The sequence below is a fragment of the Baekduia sp. genome, assembly GCF_035685985.1.
Taxonomy (GTDB): Bacteria; Actinomycetota; Thermoleophilia; order Solirubrobacterales; family Solirubrobacteraceae; genus Baekduia.
Genome location: NZ_DASRZV010000025.1, coordinates 238,059 through 257,017 on the forward strand (window position 1 = coordinate 238,059; position 18,959 = coordinate 257,017).

An 18,959-nucleotide genomic window follows, 5' to 3' on the forward strand; every position below is an offset into this window, starting at 1 on the left:
ATGGCATGACCGCCACGCTGCCGTCCGAACTGCGCGAGGTGTTCGCGCGCTGCGCCGAGGCCGAGCTGGTGACCGTCGACGCGTCCGGACGGCCGCGGGCGCGGGCGGTGGCGTCGCGCTATCGGGAGGGCGGGCCGTGCATCGACGTCGTCGGCGCGCGGCCGCCGATCTCCGATCCGCACGTCGCGCTGCTGTTCTCGGCCGACGTGCCGACGGTCCTCGTCCAGGGCACCGCCTACGCCGACGAGGCGCTGCACGTCCGGCCCGAGCGGGTCTACGCGTGGGACGCCGACGACGCCGAGCCGCGGATGTTCGACGCGCACCTGGAGGAGGTGCGCTCGGGCCACAACGAGGAGCCCGAGGTGCCGCACGCCGCGCCCGGCGGCGGGAGCGGGCACTGGGATCCGCGGCTGGAGGCGGTCTCCAGCGCGCTGCTGGCCTGCGTCGGGCCCGACGGCTTCCCGTTCGCCGCGCGCCTGGACGTGACGCCCGACGCGCGCGGCGGCGTCCTGCGCCTCCCGTGGCTGCCGGTCGGCATGCCGGTCGAGCCCGGCCCCGCGTGCCTGCACGCGACCGGCAACGGCCCGTGCGTCCACGGCGACCTGCTGGCCGGCGCCGAGGGCTGGCGGGTCGTGCCGCACGCGGTCGCGTGAGGGTCGCGGTCACCGGCCCGACCGGCGAGATCGGCCGGGCGTTCGTCGACGCGCTGGAGCGCGCGCGGGAGGTCACGTCGATCGCCGGGATGGCGCGGCGGCCGTTCGATCCCGCCGCCCACGGCTGGCGCAAGGTCGAGTACCGGCAGGGCGACGTCCTGGACCGCGCGTCGGTGCAGCGGCTGTGCGCGGGCGCCGACGTCGTCGTGCACCTGGCGTTCGTCATCGTCGCCGGGTCGCGGGAGAGCGAGCACGTCAACCTGGAGGGGTCGCGCAACGTCTTCGAGGCGGCGGTCGGCTCGGGCGCGCGGCGGTTGGTGTACGCCTCGAGCGTCGCCGCGTACGGGTTCCCGGACCTCGACCGGCCGATCACCGAGGACGACCCGGCCGTCGGCAACGCGGCGATGCCCTACTCCCATCACAAGGCGCAGGTCGAGGCGCTGCTGAGCGACGTGCTCGACGACGCGGAGATCGACGCCTACGTCTTCCGGCCGTGCATCGTCGCGGGGCCGCGCGCGCCGATGCTCATCGACCAGATCCCGTACGTGCGCTGGGGCGACCGGCTGCCCGGCGCCCTGCGCGCGGCGCTCGCCGCGGTCCCGGGCGTGCGGCCGGTGCTGCCGGATCCGGGCGTCCCGTTCCAGCTCGTCCATCATGATGATGTCGCCCTGGCGCTGCGCGCGGGCGTCCTGGGCCGCGGCGAGCCCGGGGCCTACAACCTGGCCGGGCCGGGGACGGTCACGATGGGCGACGTGGCCCGCGCGTTGGGCTACGCGAGCGTGCGCGTCCCGGGCTTCGCGGTGGACGCGACGGCCGAGGTCGTCGCGCGGCTGCCGCTGGTCCCCGACGAGGTCACGTGGATCGAGGCGGTCCGCCGCCCGACGTTGATGGACACCGCGCGGGCGCGGCGGCTGCTGCGCTGGCGCCCGCGCCACGACGCGCAGGCGACGCTGCGCGCGACCGTCAGCGGGTGATCTCGACGGCGGGCACGCCGAAGCGGCGCCGCGTCTCGCCGAGGACGTCGTCCTCGCGATAGCGCTGGGCCTCCTCGTCGCCGCGCGCGAAGACGACGACGCGGTCGGCCTCGAAGGTGGTGAGCGCGTCCTGCAGCGCGAGCAGCGGGTCGCTCTCGCCGGTGGTCGCGCGGGCGCGGGCGCCCTCGGCCTGGAGCGCGGCCGCCGTCCGCTCGGCGGTGGACTCGGCGTCGCGGATCGCCTCGTCGGAGTCCGAGACCCAGAAGGCGACCGGCGACTCGTTGAGCGCGGGCGAGACCACGAGCACCTCGGCGCCCTGGAGGTCGTCGCCGTCGAGCGCGCCACGCAGGTCGTCGGCGTCGACGGGATCGGTGGCCAGCACGAGCAGCTTCATGCCCCGAGCGGTTCCCGCCCGGGGCGTGGCTCATTCGCCGCTCAGGAAGCGCTGTCGCCCTCGGCGGGCGGCGTCTCGGCCTCGACCGGCGGGTCGACCGGAGCGGACTCCTCGGCGGCCTCGGGGCCGGTGGGCTCCTCGGCGGGCGCGGCCGGCGGCTCCTCGGACGCGGCGGGCTCCTCGGCCGGCGGCGCCTCAGCGGGCGGCTCCTCGGCCGGCGGCGTCGCCTCGACGGCCGGCGCCTCCGCGGCGGGCGCCGGGGTGGGCTCGGGCTCGGGCTCCGGCTCCAGGTCGGCCTCGACCGCGCTGGCGCCGACCGTCGCGGGCACCAGGCGCAGCACCTTGGCGACCGGGCCCTTGGTGCGGACGTCGCCGCGGGCCAGCGCGATCGTCGGCGACAGCTCGCCGGTCAGCAGCGCGTGGCCGGTGTCGGCGTCCATCGACAGGACGACGTCGGCGCGGAGCTTGCTCTCCCCCATCTGGATCCGCGGGGTCTTGTTGGCGCGCACGTCGAGCGTCACGGTCGCGCTCGGGTCCCGGAAGGCGAACTGCACCACCGCGTCCGCCTGGAGCAGGAGCGCGCGACGCTCCGTGTTGTACACCAGGTTGTTCAGGATGCCGCCGAGCTGGTCGTAGACCTCGGCGTCGGACTCGAAGTGCGCCATGGGCCGCGGAGGCTACCGGCCTTCCGCGACCCATAGCGGGCTGACGCCCTTCTACTCCTTGCCGAGGAGCATCGCGATGCCCTGGCCACCGCCGATGCAGAGCGTCACGAGGCCGTACCGATGGTCGCCGCGATCCATCTCGGCCAGCAGCTTCGTGGTGATCGCGGCGCCGGTCGCGGCGATCGGATGGCCGAGCGCGATCGCCCCGCCGTTGGGGTTCACGCGCGCCGGATCGAGGTCGAGGTCCTTGATGACGGCCAGCGCCTGCGCGGCGAACGCCTCGTTGAGCTCGATCACGCCGATGTCCTCCAGCGCGACGCCGCTGCGGTCCAGCACCTTGCGCACGGCCGGGACCGGGCCGATGCCCATGACCTCGGGGTCGACGCCGCAGGACGCGTAGGCCAGCACCCGCGCGCGGACCGGCGCGCCGAGCTCGGCCGCCTTGTCGTCGGACATCAGCACCAGCGCGGCGCCCGCGTCGTTCATGCCGGACGCGTTGCCGGCGGTCACCGTGCCGCCGTCCTTCTTGAAGATCGCCGGCAGCTTGGCCATCGCGGCCTGGTCGACCTCGTGGCGGATGTGCTCGTCGCGCGTGAAGTCCACCGTCTCGCGCTTGACCTTCACGCCGACCGGCACGACCTCGTCGTCGAACTTCCCGGCCGCCTGCGCCGCGCTCGCGCGCCGGTGCGACTCGACCGCGAACGCGTCCTGCTCCTCGCGCGAGATGCCCATGCGCTCGGCGAGGTTCTCGGCCGTCACGCCCATCTTGATGTCGTGGAACGGGTCGGTCAGCGTGCCCTGGACGGGATCGACCACCGGCGCCGGGCCCATCTTCGAGCCCCAGCGCCCGTCCTGGAGCCACATCGGCGCGCGGCTCATCGACTCCGCGCCGCCGGCCAGCGTCACGTCGGCGTCGCCGGTCTGGATCGCCTGGCACGCGCTCACCAGCGCCTGGACGCCCGTGCCGCAGAGGCGGTTGACCGTGAACGCCGGGGTCTCCTTCGGGATCCCCGCCTTGATGCCGACGACCCGCGCCATGTAGGCGTCCTTGGTCTCGGTGTGGATGACGTTGCCGAAGACGACGTGCTCGATCTGCTCGGGAGCGACGCCCGAGCGCTGCAGGGCGGCCTTCGCGGCGGCGGCGCCCAGGTCGCTGGGGGCCACGCCGGCCAGCGACTTGCCGTAGGAGCCGATCGCCGTGCGCGCGGCGGAGGTGATGACGACGTTGGTCATTTCATGAAGTCTCTCTGAGAAACGCGAAACCTTCTTTCTGGGGCTTCGTTAGAGTCGCCGAGGAGGACTACTGCTGTGGAAGCTTCAGCGCTATCTCACCCCGTAGGTCTCACCCGCGTCGCGCTCGCGGGGCCACTTCTGCGGCTGCGGTCCGACGACCAGCTGGTGGCGCTGTTCCGCGCCGGCCACGACGAGGCCTTCGGCGCGATCCACGAGCGCTACCGCGCCCGGCTCTTCGCCTACGCGCGCCAGATGCTCGGCGGCTCGCGCTCCGACGCCGAGGACGTCCTGCAGGACGTGTTCCTGCGCGCCTACAACGCGCTACGCACCGACCGCCGCGAGGTCGCGCTGCGCGCGTGGCTGTACCGCGTCGCGCACAACCGCTGCATCGACCAGCTGCGCCGCCCCGCGCCTGCGGCCGAGGACATCTTCGACGTCAACCGCGGCTCGGCGGGCGAGCAGCCCGCCGAGGCCTACGAGCGCCGCGAGGACCTGCGCCGCCTCGTCGAGGACGTGCGCGCCCTGCCCGAGCAGCAGCGCTCGGCGCTGCTGATGCGCGAGATGGAGGGGCTCTCCTACAACGACCTCGCCGCCGCGCTCGGCGTCACGGTCCCGGCGATCAAGTCGCTGCTGGTCCGCGCGCGCATCGGCCTGGTCGAGGCGGTCGAGGCGCGCGACACCGCGTGCGTCGAGATCCGCGACGACCTCGTCTCCGCCTTCGACCGCGGCGTGCGCGTGTCCGGGCGCGCCAAGAAGCACCTCAAGGAGTGCGACGGCTGCCGCCAGTACCGCACCGCGCTGCGCGGCGTGGAGAAGCAGCTCAACGGCCTCGCGCCGTCGCACGGCCCGCTGGCGCTGGTCGCCAAGGTTCTCGGCCTCGGCGGCGCGGGCTCCGGCGGCGGCGCCTTCGCGCTGGGCGGCGGCGGTGCCGCGGCGGGCGCGGGCGCCGGCGCGACGGTCGGCACCGCGGCGGTGACCACCGGCGGCATGGCGACGCTCGGCGGCGGCGCGGTGGCGACGAAGGTCGTCGCGGTGGTCGCGGCGGCCGCGGTCGTCGGCGGCGGCGCGGCGACCGTCAAGCAGGTCGAGCACGCGGTCCAGCCGGCGCGCCACGCGCCCGTGGCCCGCACCGCGGCCGCGCCCGCCCCGGCGCCCCTGGTCGCGAGCAAGGCCGCGCGCGACGACGTGGGCACGACCGTGCGCCACGCGGCGCCGGCGTCCGGCGGCGGGCACGAGGGCGCGGCGGCCACGACGCACGCGGCGTCGGCCACCCGCATGGCCTCGACGGCCGACAGCGCCTCGACGGCCGTGGCGCCCACGCTGGAGCCGACCTCCGGCGGCCTGGAGGCTCCGGGCACGACGGCCGACGCGACGTCCACCACCGAGACCACCGCCGCGGGCACCGCGACGGGCGACCCGTCCTCGACGACGACCGCCACGGGCACCGGCACGACGACGGGCGCCGGCAGCACGGCGGCGACGACCGACCAGGGCGCGACGGGCACGCCGACGACCTCGACGACGACGGCGCCGACGACCACGCCCGTCCCGCCGGCGAGCACGGCGGCGACGACGACCACCGGCGGCCGGCCGAGCTACCCCGGCGGCACGGTCGCGCCGTCCAGCGCCGCCCCGAGCACCCCGCCCGCGGGCTGAGCGCCCGGCGGGCCGACCGCCCGGCGGGCCCGCTAACGTCGCACCCCATCGAGCGCTACCTGGCGACACTCGACCACGAGGAGCTGTACGTCCGGCGGGGGCCGCGGTCCGGGCTCTTCACGATCGTCGCCGTCCACTCGACGGTGCGCGGCCCGTCGCTGGGCGGCTGCCGGATGTGGACCTACGACGACAACCGCGCCGCCGTGCGCGACGCGCTGCGCCTCAGCGAGGGCATGACCTACAAGTCGGCGGTCGCCGGGCTGCCGCTGGGCGGCGGCAAGGGCGTGATCGTCCTGCGGCCCGGCGAGGAGCTCGACGCCAGGCGCCGCCGCGCCGCGCTGCTGGACTTCGGCGAGACCGTCGAGCGCCTGCGCGGCACCTACGTGACCGCCGAGGACGTCGGGACGTCCACGCGCGACATGACCGTCATCGCGAAGACCACCGGCCACGTCAGCGGCCTGTCGCGACGCTCCGGCGGCAGCGGCGACCCGAGCCCGTTCACCGCCCTGGGCGTCGTCCACGCGATCGAGGCGACGCTGGAGCGCGCGTTCGGCGACCCGTCGCCGCGCGGGCGGACGGTCGCGGTCGTCGGCCTCGGCCACGTCGGCCTGCGCGTCGCCAAGCTGCTGCACCGGGCGGGCGCCGAGCTGCTCGTCGCCGACATCGACCGGACCAAGCGCGCCGAGGCCGAGGCGCTCGGCTGGCGCTGGACGACGCCGGCCAAGGCGATGACCGCCGCCGTCGACGTCCTGGTGCCCTGCGCGCTGGGCGGCGTCCTGGACCACGAGAGCGTGCCGCGCCTGCAGGCGCCGGCGATCGCGGGCGCGGCCAACAACCAGCTGGCCTCGGCCGACGTCGCCGACCTGCTGCGCGAGCGCGAGATCCTCTGGGCGCCGGACTTCGTCGCCAACGCCGGCGGTATCGTCAACATCGCGGTCGAGCTGGAGCCCGGCGGCTACGACCCGACCCGCGCGAAGGCCCGCACGGCCGAGATCGGCGACACCCTGCGCCGCGTCTACGACGACGCGGCCGCCGCGGGCACCACGCCGCTGGCCGCGGCCACCGCGCTCGCGCGGCGCAACCTGCGCTGACGGCTAGACCAGCCCGTCGGGCGACGCGTGGCTGACCGGCGCCGATCCCGCGGCCGCCGACGCCGCGGCGAGGCGGACGCGCTCGGCCTCCGCCTCCTCCGGCGTCTGGTCGGGCCAGTGGCCGTGCTCGTCGAAGAACGACCGGGCGTCGTCCTCGTCGTGACGGTCCTTGTCGCCGTCGCGCATGACGTACAGGATCCAGATCATCCCGGCCACGCCGGCCACGCAGATGAAGATGCCGTAGGCGTTCGCGAGCATCGCCCGGACAGCGTAGCTCGGCCCCGGGCCGCCGGTCGTGCGCCTAGTGGGCGTGCTTGCCGAGCTGCGAGAACCACTCCGGCCGCTCCTCGACGCCGTCGGGCAGCCGGCCCTCCTCGGCGAGCTTGTCGAGGTGCGCGAAGAGCGTGACGGTCGCGGGCAGCCGCAGCTCGGCCGGCGCGTCGGACCAGGCGGCGTCCAGCAGCGCGTCGATCGTGCGGTCGTCGGCGGCCAGCGCGGCGACCAGGCGACGCTCGCGGTCCAGCCGATGGGCGACGTACTCGGCCAGCTTGGCGTCGGCGTCCTCGACGACCGGCCCGTGGCCGGGCAGCAGGCGCGCGAAGCCCCGCGCGCGCAGGCGCTCCAGGCCGTCGAGGTAGCCGCGCAGCGCGCCCGGGTCCGGGGCGACGAAGACGCTGCCGGCGCCCAGGACCGCGTCGCCGGTGCAGCAGACCTCGCCGCCGGCCGCCGCGAAGCAGAGGTGGTCCGGCGCGTGGCCGGGAACGGCGATGGCCTCCAGCCACGGCCCGGCGGCGTCGCCGTCGCCGATGCGCCGGGTCGCGCCCTCCCACGCCGCCGCGAGGATCGGCGCGTCGCCGGCCACCGCCCGCGCGGCGCCCGCGTGGTCGCCGTGGCCGTGCGTGAGCGCGACGCCGCCGACGCCACCGCGCGCGGCCGCCGCCTCCAGCACCGCCCGCACGTGCTCGTCGAGGTCCGGCCCGGGATCGACGACCCAGCACGGATCGCGCCCGACCAGCCACGTGTTGGTGCCGGTCAGCGTCAGCGCCGACGGGTTGTCGGCCCGGACGTGCGCGACGTCGTCCATGGCGCCAGCCTACGACGACGAGGAGCCGACCGTGGCGTGCTCGGGCACGATCGGGCGCCGCGACCAGACGAGCACCACGACGCCGACGCCGACCGCCGAGGCCGCATAGGCCAGGCGCGGCGAGGCCACCGCGGTCAGCGCGCCGCCGACGAGGTAGCCGATGCCCGGGACGGCGGCCGCCGCGCTCTCCAGCAGCCCGGCCGCGCGCGCCTGGAACTGGTCCTCGACGGCCTCCTGCAGCGCGGTCATCACCGCCACCCACTGCACGCCGTTGCCGGTCCCGCCGAGCACCGAGCCCAGGCAGGCGATCAGCAGCGTCGGCGACACCGCCATCACCGCGTAGCCCGCGCCGATCGCCGCCGTCGAGACCAGCACCAGCCAGCCCAGCGAGCGGCCGCCCGCGCGCGCGAACAGCGCCGAGCCGAAGAGGATGCCGCCGCCCCACGCCGCGATCAGCACGCCGAAGCCCAGCGACGTCGAGTTCAGCGTCTCCTTCGCGTAGACGACCTCGATCGGGACGATCAGCGCGAAGAACAGGATCGCCACCGCCTCCCCCGCGATCAGCCGCCCGGCCGTCGGATGGCCGCGCACGTACTCGAGGCCGTCGCGGACCCGCGCGCGCCAGGACTCCAGCGGGTCGCCGGGCTCGGGCTCGGGCAGCGACCGCGCGCTCAGCAGCAACAGCAGCGCGACGATCGCGAACGACGCCGCGTCGGCCCACAGCGCGGTCGGGACGCCCCACTCGTGCACGATGAACCCGGCCAGCACCGGTCCCGCCGCGCTCATGACGGCGAAGACGACGTTGATCAGCGCGTTGCCCTCCCGCAGCGCGTCGTGGGGCATCAGCACCGCCGCGATCGCCCCGCGCGACAGCCCGCGCGCGGTCAGCGCCAGCAGCCCGTCGGCGAACGCCAGCAGGAGCACCAGCGGCAGCCAGAACACGTCGCCGCGCGCCAGGCACGCCAGGCCGACGAACGCGCCCGCCTCCAGGACATAGAGCGCGGGCAGCACGCGCGACACGCGCCGGCGGTCCAGCGCCGCGGTCAGCGCGGGCGCCGCGAACGCGGTCAGGAACTTCCCGGCGACGAACAGCGCGGTCACCGCGAGCGCCGAGTCGGTGCGGTCGAGCACGAGGATCGCGAGCGCGACCACCCCGAGGTTGTCGCCCAGCTCGTTGATCGCGTAGGAGGTCGCCAGCGCCGGGAACCCCCGCACCCGGAGTGATCTCCTCACCGGCGACACGCCCCCATCCTAAACACGTACGGGCGGGCGACGGCGGCCGCTGGAAGCTAAGGAATCTGAGAAGTCAGCCGATAAGCAGGGCGTAATGGGCCGCAGGACCCTCGCCGCTGCGCAGATCGCGTTGCTCGCGACATCGCTCGCCGTTGTCGTGGCGACGTCGCGTGCCTCCGACTGGCGGCCGCTCAGCCTCGTCTTCCTGCTCACGGCGCTCGCGATCCTCAGCGACGGCATCGCGATCGGCACCCGCAGCCTGCGCCTCTCGGGCGCGTTCATCTCGCTCGTGCTGGCGATGGCGCTCCTGGGCCCCGGCCCGGCCGTGATGATCGGCCTGGTCACGACGGCGATCGACGCCGTCCGCAACCGGCTGCGGATCCCCGCGCTGCTGGCCAACCTCAGCGCCTACGCCACGTTCCCGCTCGTCGGCGCGCTGCTCGTGCGCGCGGTCGGCATGAACCAGGCCGACGACGTCGACTTCGCGCTGGGGATCTTCGCGGTCTTCGCGATCACCAACGCCCTCAACTTCTTCCTGATCGCCGCGCCGCGCCGGGTCACCCACGGCCTGCGCCTGCGCGACCAGGTGCGCGACATGTTCGTGCCGATGCTGCCGTCCGAGGCCCTCGCCGGGGCCCTCTCGGTGGCGATCGCCGTCACCTACAACCTGGTCGGCTTCGCGGCGCTCATCGCGCTCATCGGCGTCCTCTTCCTCTTCCAGGTCCTGACGCGCGAGCTGCTGCTCTCGCAGGACCGCGCCGAGCAGCTCGAGGCGCGCTCGACGCAGCTGGCCTCGCTGCAGGTCGGCGTCCTGGCCGCCCTGGTCCAGACGCTGTCGCTGCGCGACCGCATGACCGCGCGCCACAGCGCCGCGGTCGCCCGCTACGCCCGCGCGATCGCCGAGGAGATCGGCTGCACGACCGTCGAGCAGGAGCTGGTGCACACCGCCGGCCTGCTGCACGACATCGGCAAGTTCGCGTTCCCGGACCGGATCCTGCTGGCCAACCGCAAGCTGGACGACGACGACTGGAAGATCGTCCGCACGCACCCCTACCAGGGCGCGCGCCTGGTCCGGCGCATCAACGGCTACGGCCCGGTGGCCGAGATCATCCTCGCCCACCACGAGCGCATCGACGGCCGCGGATACCCGCGCGGGCTCTCCGGTGAGGAGATCCCGCTGCTGTCGCGGATGATCTCGATCGCCGACACCTACGACGTCATGACCGCCCGCGACTCCTACCGCGATCCGGTCTCCCAGGCCGAGGCGATCGCCGAGTTGCGGCGCGTCTCGGACGCGCAACTCGACGGAAAGCTCGTCGAGGCCTTCATCCGGATCCTGGAGCGATCCGACCTCCAGTTCCAGCACACGACCGACGCGGACTTCGAGCGCGAGCTCGACTTCGACGCGCGGGTCCGTGGCTACGCGCTGCCGCAGGCGGCCTGACCTCTCAAGGCCTTCGGGCCACTGAGGCGCCGTCGCGCCGTGGGACGCCTCCCTCTACAAGGGGAGCCTGAACGGGTGGGTTCTCCCTGCAAATCGCGGGGTCGCCGCGCGCTGGACGCGCGGTCGTCATAAACCCGACTGGATAGGACATACGTCCAAACGCCTGTCCGATACCCAGAAGTGGGGATGGCGCGATGGACGTCAGTGCGACGAAACTTGCGTCCCGCATGACGAAACGGCGCCGTGCTGGCAGGCGGGGCGCCGTTGTCGTCGGGATATCCGTCCGTCCGCTTAGTCGCTGCGGTGGTGCGCAGCGCAGACATCTTGGGGGTGCACCATGGGTTGGCGCCAGTAAGTTCTGACGCAGTACGGCGACTTTGTTCGAGGCGTCCTTGAAAAAGGGCGCCTCTCGCCTTTAAGCGGCAGGTGCCGAACATTCTTGAGGATGACCCTGGCGCGGTTGGACGTTTGTGCGAGAGGATGGGGACTGGTGGATCGCCCCACAGCCCTGGACCTCGCGTTCTTGGACCTCGAGACGCCGCAGGCGCCGCTGCACGTCGGCTGGACCCTGCGCTTCGACGGCCCCGCGCCGTCGGTGGCCGCGCTGCGGCGCCACCTCGACGCGCGCCTGGGCGCGGTGCCGCGCTTCCGGCGTCGGCTGACGCGCGTGGCGCCCGACGTGCCCGCGTGGGCCGACGACCCGAGCTTCGACGTCGCGCGCCACGTCTTCGGCGTCTCGCCGCGCGGCGACCTGGCCGAGCTGGCGGGCACGCTGCTGTCGGCGCCGCTGCCCGGCGACCGCCCGCTGTGGCGGATGTACCTCGTCGACGGCCTTCCCGGCGGCGGCTTCGCGCTCGTCGGCCAGGCCCACCACGCGCTGCTGGACGGCGTCGCGGCCGTCCAGGTCGCCCAGCTGCTGTTCGGCCCGGAGCCCGAGCACGGGCGCGCGGACGCGACGTGGATCCCGGCCCCGCCGCCGTCGGCGGCCGCGGCGCTGGGCGCGGTCGCGCGCACGCGCGGCCGGGCGCTGGCGGGCGTCGCGCGGGCCACCTGGGAGGCGCTGGCGCCCGACGGGACCTCGACCCCCTCCCAGCGCGCGAGCGCCGTCCTGCGGGCCGCCGACGCGCTCGTCGCGCAGCCCGCGCGCTGCGAGCTGGAGCGCTCGGCCAGCGCCCGCCGCACGGTCGCCTACGCCGACGTCGAGCTGGAGGCCGTGCGCGCCGCGGGCCGGGCGCGCGGGGCGACGATCAACGACGTCCTGCTGACCGCGACCGCGCAGGCGCTGCGCGCCGCGCTGCGGCGGCGCGGCGAGCGGCGCGAGACGCTGCGGGCGCTCGTGCCGGTCAGCGTCCGCGCCGGCGACGACCCCGCGATGGGCAACCGCATCACGTTCCTGCCGGTCGCGCTGCCGGTCGGCGAGCCCGACGGGCGCCGCGCGCTCGCGCTGGTCGCCGCGCGCACGGCGGCCGCGAAGGCCGGCGGCGACGCGGGCGCCCTGGACGCGCTGGCGCGCGCCGCCGACGCGCTGCCGGGCCCGGGCCGGCGCCTGATCGCGCGCGGCGCGGCGCGGGCGCTGCCGTTCACGCTCGTGGTCTCCAACCTCCCGGGCCCGCCGGTGGCGCTGTCGCTGATGGGCCGCGCGCTGCGCGCCGTGCACCCGATGGTCCCGCTGCTGCACGGGCACGCGCTGACCGTCGGCGCGGTCTCCTACGAGGGCCGGCTGCACGTCGGCCTGGCCGCCGACGCCGAGGTCGTCCCGGACGCGCCGGCGATCGCCCGCGACCTGGAGGACGCGTTCGCCGCGCTGGCCGACGCCGTCAGCGCGCCGCCGCGAAGCGGTACACCGGCCCCGACTGCGACACCGCGTACACCCGCCCGCGCGCGTCCTCTCCGAACGAGTCCAGCCCGCTGACCTTCGGCAGGCCCGGCACGGCCTGGTCCTCGGCGGCCCGCCCCGCCGACAGCCGCGCCGAGCGGATCTGCCCCTTGCAGTAGTCGCCGTAGACGTAGCGGCCGTAGAGGCCGGGCACGGCCCGGTCGCGCACGACGTAGCCGCCGGTGATCGAGCACCAGCCGTCCTTGTGGGCCTTGGTCAACACGGGGAACTTGGCTCCCGGCGCGGGCTCGTCGAAGTTGCGCCGCCGTCCCTCCCACGGCCGCCAGCCGTAGTTGGCGCCGCGCGCGGTGCCCTTGCGGGCGAAGTCGATCTCCTCGACGGCGTCCTGGCCGACGTCGCCGATGACGAGGTCGCCGTCGGCGCGGTCGAACGAGAACCGCCACGGGTTGCGCAAGCCGTAGGCGTAGATCTCGGGACGCGCGCCCGAGCGGTGGACGAAGGGGTTGCCGGGCGCGGGCGTGAACGGCCGCGCGCCCTTGGCGCGCGGGTCGATCCGCAGGATCTTGCCCAGCGGCGAGGCGAGGTTCTGCGCGTTGCCGCGCGCGCCGTGCTGGTCGTTGCCGCCACCGCCGTCGCCGGTGCCCACGTACAGGTAGCCGTCGGGGCCGAACGCGAGCTGGCCGCCGTTGTGATTGGCCTCGGGGTCGTCGTGGACGAAGACCGTGCGCGCGGAGGCGGGGTCGGCGACGTCCTGGGTGCGGCGCCGGTACTCGACCAGGTGCTGCTTCTGGTCCCGGCCCGTGAAGTAGACGTAGAACAACCCGGTCGAGGCGTAGTCCGGCGCGAACGCGAGGCCGAGCAGGCCCTGCTCGCCGCCGCTGGTGACGCGGGACGTGACATCGAGGAACGGCGTCGCGAGCTTGCGCCCGTCGCGCATCGCGATGATCTTGCCGCCCTGCTGGACGACGAAGATCCGCCGCGTGTCGCGTGGCGGCGCGGTGACGTAGAGCGGGCCGTCGAAGGCGCCGACCTTCACGAGCCGGACGCCGCCGTGCGTCGCGGCGGTCGCGGTGGTCGCGGCGGTCGACGTCGTCGTTCCGGAGCCGCCATCGCTGCCGCAGGCGACGAGGATCGCGGCCGCCAGCAGGGCGGCGAGGACCGGGATACGGGGCGCCATGGCCCCGAGCATGTCAGCCCCGGCTGGCCTGCGCGCTGCCCGCGACGTCCACCCGCGGGCCGAGGTACTTCGGGCTCGCGCCGGTGACGACGTCGCCGACGGCCTTGGTGCGGGCCAGGACCTCGCGGACCTTCGCCTTGACGCCGTTGTGGCCGTAGCCGTTGCCGTGGCCGGCCTCCAGGCCGGAGGCGGTCAGCCCGGCGCGGCGCGCCAGCCACAGGGCGCGCGACAGGTGGAAGCCCTGGGTGACGACGACCGCCGAGGAGACGTTGAAGACCCGCTTGGCGCGCACGACGCTGTCGAGCGTCGCGAAGCCGGCGTGGTCGGTGAAGACGTCGGCGTCCGGCACGCCGAGGCGGACGAGCTCGTGGCGCATCGCGTTGGGCTCGTCGTAGCCGACGCGGCCGTGGTCGCCGGAGGCCAGGATCCGGTCGACGCGGCCGTCGTGGTAGAGCGCGGCGGCGGCGCGCAAGCGATCCTCGAGCATCGCCGACGGGCGCCCGTCGGCGTTCAGGCCCGCGCCCAGCACGAGCGCGACCTGCGCGTGCGGCTCGCGGCCCGGGTCGGTCGTCGACCCCTTGCCGCCCAGCAGCACGACCGCGTTGGCGGCGGCGACCAACAGCGCCAGCGCCGCCGTGCCTCCGATCGCGATCCGCAGCAGCGCGCGCCGGTGGAGCATGCGCACCAGTCTAGACGGCCGCACCGCCGCGGCGGACGGTCAGCGCGCGGCGACGCCGTCCACCAGCAGCTCGACCGCGTGCGCGAGCGTCGCGTCGTCGGGCTCGCGCCGGCTGGCGACCGAGGCGTGGAAGATCCAGCCGACGAGCATCTCGGAGACCACGCGCCAGTCGGCGTCGGGCCGCAGCTCGCCGCGCTCCAGCGCGCGATCGTAGAGCGGACGACCCTGGTCGAAGCGGACGTCGGCGAACGCGCGGACGCGTTCGGCGAGCTCCGGGTCGGCGATCGCCTCGGTCAGCAGCGCGGCGCTGACCGACGACGGCGCGCTCGGGCAGATCTCGTCGCGGACCTGGTGGGCGACCGCGAGCAGGTCGTCGCGGAAGCTGCCGGTGTCGGGCGGCGTGGCCGGCGTGTCGTGCGCGGCCTGGCTCATCTCCGCCAGCACGAGGTGCGCCTTGTGCGGATAGCGACGGTAGATGGTGGTCTTGGCCACGCCCGCCTCGGCGGCGACGCCCTCGATCGTCAGGCGCTGGTAGCCGACCTCGTCGAGCAGGCGCCGCGTGGCGTCGAAGATCGCCCGGTCGGCCTGCGGGCTGCGGGGTCGCCCCCGCGTGGGCGCATCGATCGACATGTCCGGACAATAACCCTCGTCGCTGAACGCGCCAATCGCGTCAGCGGAGGGGGCGGCGCAAGCGGTACAGAGCACCACCGCGATGTTCCATTTTGTCCGACCTGGCAAGGTGCGGGCCATGACGTCGTCCTCTCTGCTCGCGCCCGCGACCGCCGGCGCGGTCGCGCGCGCGGTCCGCGTGGCGCTTCCGGGCGACGTCCCGGCGGCGCGGGCGGGCCTGCTCGTGCGCGACGACGCGCGGCCGTTCGCGCTCGTCGGACGCTGGGCGGGCGCCCGGGCGATCTGCGGATCGGAGCCCCTGCGCGTCCTGGACGCCGCGGAGGATCCGCTCGCGGCGCTCGACGTCCAGCCGCCGGTCGACGGCGCGGTCCCGGAGGGCTTCGTCGGCGGTGGCTGGTTCGGCGCGCTGGGCTACGGGCTGGGACGCGAGCTGGAGCCGACGCTGGGCCCGCCGCCGCCCGTCACCGCCGCCGAGCGCCTGCCCGACGCGCCGCTGGCCTTCCACGACCACGTGCTGCTCTGCGACGCCGACGGCCGCTGGTGGTTCGAGGCGCTGTGGACCGACGCGCGCGCCGACGTCCTGACCGCGCGCCGGGAGGAGCTGGCGGCGCGCCTGGCGCGCGGCGTCGGCGACGGGCCGCGACCGTTCGCCACCGGCCGCTGGCGCGCGACGCCGTCGCCGGAGGGCCACGCCCGCGCGGTGGCGGCCTGCCGCGAGCGGATCGCCGAGGGCGACCTGTTCCAGGCCAACCTCGCGCTGCGCCTGCGGGCGACGCTCGACGGCGACGCGGTCGACCTGTTCACCACGGGCGTCGAGGCGCTGGCGCCCGACCGCGCCGCGTGGCTGTCCGGGCCCTGGGGCGCGGTGGCGAGCCTCTCGCCCGAGCTGTTCCTGACCCGTCGCGGCGACGTGGTGACGACGGCGCCGATCAAGGGCACGCGCCCGCGGCCCGCCGACCCGGAGGCCGCCGAGGCCCAGCGCGCGGCGCTGGCGGCCTCGCCGAAGGACCGCGCCGAGAACGTCATGATCGTGGACCTGATGCGCAACGACCTCGGCCGCGTCTGCGAGCCGGGCACCGTGCGCGTCGACGCGCTCGCCGAGGCGCGCCCGCACGCCGGCGTCTGGCACCTGGTCAGCGAGGTCTCGGGCCGCCTGCGCGCCGGCGTCGGCGACGCCGCGCTGCTGCGGGCGACGTTCCCGCCCGGCTCGGTCACCGGCGCGCCGAAGGTCGCGGCGATGGACGCGATCTCGGCCCTGGAGTCCGCCGCGCGCCAGACGTTCTGCGGCGCGATCGGCTTCGCCTCCCCCACCGCCGGGCTGGAGCTGTCGGTCGCGATCCGCACCTTCGAGACGACCGGCGCCGCCGCCTGGCTGGACGTCGGCGGCGGCATCGTCGCCGACTCCGACCCCGCCGCCGAGGCCGCCGAGGCGCTCGCGAAGGCCGCGCCGCTGCTGGCGGCGATCGGGGCGGCGGCGCCGGACGCGGCGATCGCGGTCGCGCCCCCGCCCGGCGCCGGGTCGCGCCCCCTCGCCGCCGTCCCCGCGCCCCTCCGCCTCGCCGCCCAGCCCGTCCCGCGCCCCGACCCCGACGCCGGCGTCTTCGAGACGATCCTGGTCGCCGACGGCGCGCCGGTCGCGCTCGACGGCCACCTCGCGCGCCTGCGGTCCGCCGCGCGCGACCTCTACGACGTCGCGCTGCCGCCCGCCACCGAGGCGCTCGTGCGCCACACCGCGCTGGAGCAGGGCGGGCCGTGCCGGCTGCGCGTGCTGCTGGACGCCGACGGCCAGGTCGGGCTGCAGGTCGCGCCGCTGCCCGACGCCGCGCCCGTGCGCCTGCGCGCGACCACGGTCCCCGGCGGCCTCGGCGACCGCAAATGGCGCGACCGCCGGCTGATCGACGCGCTGGAGGAGGCGCTGGACGGCGAGCACCCGCTGATGGCCGACCTCGACGGCACCGTGCTGGAGACCACGCGCGCCAACGTCTTCGCCTGGATCGACGACGCGCTCGTCACGCCGCCGCTGGACGGCCGCGTCCTGCCCGGCGTCACGCGCGGGCGCGTCATCGCGCTCGCCGACCGGCTGGGCCTCCGGGTCCACGAGCGCCCGCTGGCGCTCGCCGAGCTGCGCGCCGCCCACGGGGTCCTGCTCACTGGCGCGCTGCGCGGCCCGCAGCCGGTCGAGGCGCTGGACGGCGTGCCGCTCGCCGCGCCCGACGACCGACTGCGGACACTGGCCGGCCGGTTCACACGTTTGTAGTAGTGACCGCGGCCCCGCCGTCCCCGACGATCCGCGCGCGGCCACGGCTCCGGTACCCCCTTGTCGGGCCGTGGCCGCAGCTGACTTGCGGCGCCCCGGCCGGCGGCACGGATGGCCGTCGCCGGGGCGTCCGAGCCGCTCAGAACGCGCTGGCCAGCGCGAACGGGTAGACGGGCCCCGCGCCCTTCTGCCGCAGCTGCCCGGCGACCATCGCCAGCGTCCAGCCGCTGAAGCGGACGTCGTCGACCAGCAGCACCGGCCCGCCGTCCACCGCGCCCGTGACCGCGAACGCGCCGCGCACGTTGGCGACCTGCTGGGGCGCGTTGGCCATCTCGCGCTGCGGTGGACGCTCCTCGACGCTGCCGAGCACGTCACCGAACGGCACGCCGAGCGCCGCCGCCAGCCGCGCCGCGAAGTTCGGGACCAGCGCCCCCGAGCGCAGCGACGGCACCGCCGCCACCCACGTCACCGGGACGCGCCAATTGCGCACGGCCTCGGCCGCCGCGGCGACCAGCTCGTCGTCGAAGCGCCCCGCGGCGCGCCCGGCCTGCACGAGGCGGTCCCAGCCGCCGTCGCCCAGTCGCGCCAGCGCCCGCCCCTCCTCGGCGCGCACCGCCTCGGGGATCTTGCGCATGCGGCCCTCGTCGTCGGGCGCCATCTTCTTGGTGTCGACGATCACCGGCCGCGACCGCAGGTGGATCGCCGCGTCGCGCACGACCTCCGGATCCAGCGGCCCGTCGAACCTCGCCCCCGCGCACACCGAGCAGCGCCCGCAGTCGGCGGGCTCGGGATCGTCCAGCTCCTCCTGCAGTGCGCGCATCAGGCAGCGCCCGTCGGCGCCGAAGGCCGCCATCGCCGTCTGCTCGTGGCGCCGCAGCTCGGTGATCCGCCCGTAGCGGTCGGCGTCGTAGAACCACTCGCCGCCGGACGCGACCCACCGCGACCCCGCGCGGCCGACCGCGCCCTCGACGTCCAACACCTTCAACAAGCTCTCGATCCGCCCCTTGCCGAGGTTGACCTGGGCCATCAGCTCCTGCGTCGAGGCGCCGTCGGCGCCGACGTCCTCCAAGTGCCCCAGCACGCGGTCGACGACGTCGCGCCGCGGGAACGCCTGCTCGATGAAGAAGTCCTGGATGCGCCGGTCCTCGGCGCCGCGCAGCAGCACGACCTCGGCCCGGGCGATCCCGCGCCCGGCACGGCCGACCTGCTGGTAGTAGGCGATGACCGAGCCCGGCGCCTGGTAGTGCACCACGAACCCGAGGTCGGGCTTGTCATAGCCCATGCCAAGGGCGCTCGTCGCCACGACCGCCTTCAGCTCGTTGCGCAGGAGCCGGTCTTCGACCTCCACCCGGGTCGCCGTGTCGATCTCGCCCGAGTAGGCCTCGGCCGCCACGCCACGCCCGGTCAGCCACGACGCCACCAGCTCGGCGTCGCGCTTGGTCAAGGTGTAGATGATGCCCGAGCCCGGCAGCTCCGGAACGCGCTGGGCCAGCCACGCCAGGCGGTCGGCCTGCGCGGGCAGGTCCACCACCTCGAAGCGCAGCGACGACCGCCCCAGCGGCCCGCGGTAGACGCGCAGCCCGGCGGCCGCGCCGCGGCCCGCCGACAGCTGCTCGGAGACGTCGGCGACCACGCGGTCGTTCGCCGTCGCGGTCGTGCACAGCACACCGACGCCGTCGGGCAGCCGGTCGAGCATGTCGCCGATCCGCCGGTAGTCGGGCCGGAAGTCGTGGCCCCAGTCCGAGATGCAATGTGCCTCGTCCACGACCAGCAAACCGGTGGCGACGACCAGCTTCGGCAAGACCTCGTCACGGAATCCCGGGTTATTGAGCCGCTCCGGGCTTACCAGCAGCACGTCGAGGACGCCAGCCGCGACCTCGGCGTAGACCTCCTCCCACTCGGCGACGTTGGCCGAGTTGATCGTGCGGCCGCGGATGCCTGCCCGGCCGGCC

The 18,959-nt window shown here is 75.6% G+C and carries 17 protein-coding genes; 7 read left to right on the forward strand and 10 right to left on the reverse strand.

Features of this window, described 5'->3' with window-relative positions; genetic code table 11:
• Positions 1 to 5 precede the first annotated feature (5 nt).
• Together VFG42_RS16785 and VFG42_RS16790 are read left to right on the forward strand one after the other, a co-directional pair.
• Positions 6 to 653 carry a hypothetical protein gene (locus VFG42_RS16785; protein WP_324909916.1) on the forward strand — a complete coding sequence of 216 codons (648 nt, stop codon included), beginning with the start codon at positions 6 to 8 and terminating at the stop codon, positions 651 to 653.
• Positions 650 to 1,627, forward strand: a complete 978-nt coding sequence (locus VFG42_RS16790; protein ID WP_324909917.1) for an NAD-dependent epimerase/dehydratase family protein — start codon at positions 650 to 652, stop codon at positions 1,625 to 1,627. Before VFG42_RS16785 ends, VFG42_RS16790 begins: the two co-directional genes overlap by 4 nt.
• Here VFG42_RS16790 and VFG42_RS16795 read toward each other — a convergent pair.
• Genes VFG42_RS16795 through bktB form a run of 3 tightly spaced genes read right to left on the reverse strand, consistent with a single transcriptional unit; the run spans position 1,617 to position 3,919 of the window.
• Positions 1,617 to 2,021 carry a hypothetical protein gene (locus VFG42_RS16795; RefSeq protein WP_324909918.1) on the reverse strand — a complete coding sequence of 135 codons (405 nt, stop codon included), beginning with the start codon at positions 2,019 to 2,021 and terminating at the stop codon, positions 1,617 to 1,619. The two genes, VFG42_RS16790 and VFG42_RS16795, sit on opposite strands and share 11 nt — an antisense overlap.
• 41 nt (positions 2,022 to 2,062) lie before the next feature.
• Complete coding sequence (locus tag VFG42_RS16800; protein WP_324909919.1) at positions 2,063 to 2,686, reverse strand: SCP2 sterol-binding domain-containing protein; 624 nt, start codon at positions 2,684 to 2,686, stop codon at positions 2,063 to 2,065.
• A gap of 51 nt (positions 2,687 to 2,737) precedes the next feature.
• Entirely contained in the window at positions 2,738 to 3,919 is a 1,182-nt protein-coding gene (gene bktB / locus VFG42_RS16805) for a beta-ketothiolase BktB (protein WP_324909920.1), read from the reverse strand.
• Between the two features lie 165 nt (positions 3,920 to 4,084).
• Between bktB and VFG42_RS16810 the strand changes: the two genes are divergently transcribed.
• Both VFG42_RS16810 and VFG42_RS16815 read left to right on the forward strand, forming a co-directional pair.
• Entirely contained in the window at positions 4,085 to 5,575 is a 1,491-nt protein-coding gene (locus tag VFG42_RS16810; RefSeq protein ID WP_324909921.1) for a sigma-70 family RNA polymerase sigma factor, read from the forward strand.
• 83 nt (positions 5,576 to 5,658) lie between these two features.
• Positions 5,659 to 6,666, forward strand: coding sequence for a Glu/Leu/Phe/Val family dehydrogenase (locus VFG42_RS16815; protein ID WP_349260429.1), 1,008 nt, complete (start codon positions 5,659 to 5,661; stop codon positions 6,664 to 6,666).
• A gap of 3 nt (positions 6,667 to 6,669) precedes the next feature.
• Here VFG42_RS16815 and VFG42_RS16820 read toward each other — a convergent pair whose 3' ends face one another.
• The 3 genes from VFG42_RS16820 to VFG42_RS16830 are packed head-to-tail and all read right to left on the reverse strand — an operon-like array spanning position 6,670 to position 8,983.
• Positions 6,670 to 6,924: a hypothetical protein gene (locus VFG42_RS16820; protein WP_324909922.1), complete on the reverse strand. Its 255-nt coding sequence runs from the start codon at positions 6,922 to 6,924 to the stop codon at positions 6,670 to 6,672.
• A 43-nt stretch (positions 6,925 to 6,967) separates the two neighbouring features.
• A complete protein-coding gene (locus VFG42_RS16825; protein WP_324909923.1) occupies positions 6,968 to 7,750 on the reverse strand; it encodes an MBL fold metallo-hydrolase in 783 nt (260 codons plus the stop codon).
• Between the two features lie 9 nt (positions 7,751 to 7,759).
• Positions 7,760 to 8,983: an MFS transporter gene (locus tag VFG42_RS16830; RefSeq protein ID WP_324909924.1), complete on the reverse strand. Its 1,224-nt coding sequence runs from the start codon at positions 8,981 to 8,983 to the stop codon at positions 7,760 to 7,762.
• Positions 8,984 to 9,140: 157 nt separating this feature from the next.
• On the opposite strand from VFG42_RS16830, the gene VFG42_RS16835 reads away from it, so the two are divergent.
• Entirely contained in the window at positions 9,141 to 10,427 is a 1,287-nt protein-coding gene (locus VFG42_RS16835) for an HD-GYP domain-containing protein (RefSeq protein ID WP_324909925.1), read from the forward strand.
• Between the two features lie 490 nt (positions 10,428 to 10,917).
• A complete protein-coding gene (locus VFG42_RS16840) occupies positions 10,918 to 12,339 on the forward strand; it encodes a wax ester/triacylglycerol synthase family O-acyltransferase (protein WP_324909926.1) in 1,422 nt (473 codons plus the stop codon).
• On the opposite strand, the gene VFG42_RS16845 is transcribed toward VFG42_RS16840, so the two are convergent.
• From VFG42_RS16845 to VFG42_RS16855, 3 genes are read right to left on the reverse strand one after another with little or no spacing between them, the layout of a single operon-like run.
• Positions 12,245 to 13,441, reverse strand: a complete 1,197-nt coding sequence (locus VFG42_RS16845; protein WP_324909927.1) for a PQQ-dependent sugar dehydrogenase — start codon at positions 13,439 to 13,441, stop codon at positions 12,245 to 12,247. The two genes, VFG42_RS16840 and VFG42_RS16845, sit on opposite strands and share 95 nt — an antisense overlap.
• Before the next feature lie 13 nt (positions 13,442 to 13,454).
• Positions 13,455 to 14,120, reverse strand: coding sequence for a SanA/YdcF family protein (locus VFG42_RS16850; RefSeq protein ID WP_324909928.1), 666 nt, complete (start codon positions 14,118 to 14,120; stop codon positions 13,455 to 13,457).
• Between the two features lie 39 nt (positions 14,121 to 14,159).
• Positions 14,160 to 14,750, reverse strand: a complete 591-nt coding sequence (locus VFG42_RS16855; protein WP_324909929.1) for a TetR/AcrR family transcriptional regulator — start codon at positions 14,748 to 14,750, stop codon at positions 14,160 to 14,162.
• A 118-nt stretch (positions 14,751 to 14,868) separates the two neighbouring features.
• Between VFG42_RS16855 and VFG42_RS16860 the strand changes: the two genes are divergently transcribed.
• Positions 14,869 to 17,007: an aminodeoxychorismate synthase component I gene (locus VFG42_RS16860; protein WP_324909930.1), complete on the forward strand. Its 2,139-nt coding sequence runs from the start codon at positions 14,869 to 14,871 to the stop codon at positions 17,005 to 17,007.
• A gap of 139 nt (positions 17,008 to 17,146) precedes the next feature.
• Here the strand turns inward: VFG42_RS16860 and VFG42_RS16865 are convergent.
• Positions 17,147 to 18,959, reverse strand: a 1,813-nt coding sequence (locus VFG42_RS16865; protein WP_324909931.1) for a helicase-related protein, incomplete at its 5' end; no start/stop codon positions are given.

Bases quoted from the DNA above. Each gene is read 5' to 3' on its own strand.
- VFG42_RS16785 (WP_324909916.1), top strand. From the start codon at position 6: ATGACCGCCACGCTGCCGTCCGAACTGCGCGAGGTGTTCGCGCGCTGC.
- VFG42_RS16795 (WP_324909918.1), bottom strand. From the start codon at position 2,021: ATGAAGCTGCTCGTGCTGGCCACCGATCCCGTCGACGCCGACGACCTG.
- VFG42_RS16800 (WP_324909919.1), bottom strand. From the start codon at position 2,686: ATGGCGCACTTCGAGTCCGACGCCGAGGTCTACGACCAGCTCGGCGGC.
- bktB (WP_324909920.1), bottom strand. From the start codon at position 3,919: ATGACCAACGTCGTCATCACCTCCGCCGCGCGCACGGCGATCGGCTCC.
- VFG42_RS16820 (WP_324909922.1), bottom strand. From the start codon at position 6,924: ATGCTCGCGAACGCCTACGGCATCTTCATCTGCGTGGCCGGCGTGGCC.
- VFG42_RS16825 (WP_324909923.1), bottom strand. From the start codon at position 7,750: ATGGACGACGTCGCGCACGTCCGGGCCGACAACCCGTCGGCGCTGACG.
- VFG42_RS16845 (WP_324909927.1), bottom strand. From the start codon at position 13,441: ATGGCGCCCCGTATCCCGGTCCTCGCCGCCCTGCTGGCGGCCGCGATC.
- VFG42_RS16850 (WP_324909928.1), bottom strand. From the start codon at position 14,120: ATGCTCCACCGGCGCGCGCTGCTGCGGATCGCGATCGGAGGCACGGCG.
- VFG42_RS16855 (WP_324909929.1), bottom strand. From the start codon at position 14,750: ATGTCGATCGATGCGCCCACGCGGGGGCGACCCCGCAGCCCGCAGGCC.
- VFG42_RS16860 (WP_324909930.1), top strand. From the start codon at position 14,869: ATGACGTCGTCCTCTCTGCTCGCGCCCGCGACCGCCGGCGCGGTCGCG.